The 2100-nt window shown below is 70.7% G+C and carries 2 protein-coding genes; one reads left to right on the top strand and one right to left on the bottom strand.

The window, feature by feature from the left end; translation table 11 throughout:
* Nucleotides 1–1019, bottom strand: a 1019-nt coding sequence (locus tag TR49_RS13780; protein ID WP_042381400.1) for an AMP-binding protein, incomplete at its 3' end; no start/stop codon positions are given.
* Nucleotides 1020–1191: 172 nt separating this feature from the next.
* Here TR49_RS13780 and TR49_RS13775 point away from each other — a divergent pair.
* Nucleotides 1192–1995: a crotonase/enoyl-CoA hydratase family protein gene (locus tag TR49_RS13775; protein ID WP_042381398.1), complete on the top strand. Its 804-nt coding sequence runs from the start codon at nt 1192–1194 to the stop codon at nt 1993–1995.
* Nucleotides 1996–2100: the final 105 nt, after the last annotated feature.

Below are 2100 nucleotides of genomic sequence, written 5' to 3'. Positions count from 1 at the left end.
TCGGAGGAGCCGACCGCGTCGCTGAGATAGAGGGCCGGGAAGCGCTCCAGGAACCGGCGCTTGACCGGCGCGGAGAACAGGGCCGCGCTGCTGACCAGGCCGAACATCGAGGTCAGGTCGTAGGCGTCGGCCTCCGGCCGGTCGAGGGCCTCGACCAGCGGGCGGCCCATCGCGTCGCCGGTGATCATCACGACGTGGATCGCCTCGCTGCCGACGAGCTGCCACACCCGCTCGGCCGCGAACCGGTCGATCAGCACCGCCCGGTTGCCCCGGAACAGCTGCTGCATCAGCCCCCACTGGGTCGCGCCGTGCATGAGCGGCGCAATCGGGAAGAAGGTCATCGGGTTGGCGGACCCGCTGGTCACGATCTCCTCCGGGGCCGCCATGCGGTGGCCGTTGGTGACGTCGATGCCGCCGCCGAGGGCGAAGAAGACGTCCTCCTGGCGCCAGACCACGCCCTTGGGCAGGCCCGTCGTGCCGCCGGTGAAGAGCAGGTAGTGGTCGTCGGGCGAGCGTGGCGGGAAGTCGCGCCGCGGCCCGCCGGACGCGAGGGCCTTCTCGTACGGGACGGCCTGCGGCGCGAGGGCCCCCGGCGAGGCGGCGCCGTCGTCGATGACGATCAGGTGCCGCAGGCCCGGCAGGCCCGGCAGCACCTCGCCGACCCGGTCGGCGTACCGCTCCTGGTAGATCAGCGCGGCCGGCTCGGCCATGCCGAGGAGGTAGGCCAGTTCGTCCGTCACATAGCGGTAGTTGACGTTGACGCAGACCGCGCGGATCTTGCAGATCGCGAGCAGGGACTCGACCCATTCCACGCAGTTCAGTGCGTAGACGCCGACGCGGTCTCCAGGGCCGAGACCGGCCTCCTGGAGGTGGTGGGCGAGGCGGTTGGCCCGTTCGTCCAACTCGGCGAAGGTGCGCCGGTGGACGGCCGTGCCGTCGGCGGAGGCGCAGCTGATCGCCTCGCGCTCGGGGTAGTGGTCAACCGCTTGCTCGAACAGATCGGCCAGGTTGAATTCCATGGCCGGAGAGTAGGAGCGGTTCGAGTAGAACTCCAGGCTTCCGACGCTTCGAACTTGTTCTTCGTCGCCCGTAGTTGATTTTGGAAGCGGCACTTGAAAACCCGTCAGCAAGACTGCAACCTGTTCTAGATCTGAGCGGGATTCGGTTGCTGCGGCATGCGGAGGCGGCCCCATGGCAGGCACAGAACATCTGATCGTCGAGAGGCACGGTGCGACGCTCGTCCTGACGTTGAACCGACCCGAGGCCAAGAACGCGTTCTCGATACCCATGCTCGTGGGATTGCACGACGCGTGGATCGAGGCGGACGCAGACGACGAAGTGCGGTCCATTGTGCTGACCGGTGCGGGCGGGGCCTTCTGTGCCGGAATGGATCTGAAAGCGCTTGCCGGCGGCGGATTCGCGCAGGACGACCCCTATCGCGCGCGGCTCGCCGCCGATCCTGATCTCCACTGGAAGGCGATGCTGCGCGGGCACCGACCGCGCAAGCCGGTCATCGCCGCCGTCGAGGGCGTCTGTGTGGCGGGCGGCACGGAGGTGCTCCAGGCCACCGACATCCGCGTCGCCGCGGAGTCGGCGACCTTCGGCCTCTTCGAGGTGCGGCGCGGCCTCTTCCCGGTGGGCGGCTCGACCGTCCGCCTGGCCCGGCAGATCCCGCACACCCACGCCCTGGAGATGCTGCTCACCGGCCGCCGCTACAGCGCCGCCGAGGCACGCGACATCGGCCTCGTCGGCAGCGTCGTCCCCGACGGCACCGCCCTCAAGCGCGCACTCGAACTCGCCGAGGCCGTCAACGAGGCCGCGCCGCTGGCCGTCGAGGCGGTCAAACGCTCGGTCTACGAGACGGCGGCGCTCAGCGAGGAGGAAGGGCTCAAGCGCGAACTGGAGATCGGCTGGCCGGTCTTCGCCACCCAGGACGCCATGGAGGGCCCCCGCGCCTTCGCCGAGAAGCGCGCGCCGGTCTACCGCAGGCGATGACGCGCGGTGACAGCGCGCGGGCCACCCGCGTGGGTCCGGCGCCAGCGGCCGGTGCCCCGCGCGGCCTGCGCAGCCCGCCACCCGCCTGCGGCCACGGCCCGCCCC

Origin of the sequence: Streptacidiphilus melanogenes (assembly GCF_000787835.1) — a bacterium.
GTDB classification, from domain to species: Bacteria; Actinomycetota; Actinomycetes; order Streptomycetales; family Streptomycetaceae; genus Streptacidiphilus; species Streptacidiphilus melanogenes.
The sequence above is the reverse complement of the archived record's forward strand: the minus strand, read 5'-3'. Positions and strand labels throughout refer to the sequence as shown.

What these genes read in the sequence shown, in the direction of transcription:
- TR49_RS13775 (WP_042381398.1), top strand. Translation starts at nt 1,192, where the DNA reads ATGGCAGGCACAGAACATCTGATCGTCGAGAGGCACGGTGCGACGCTC.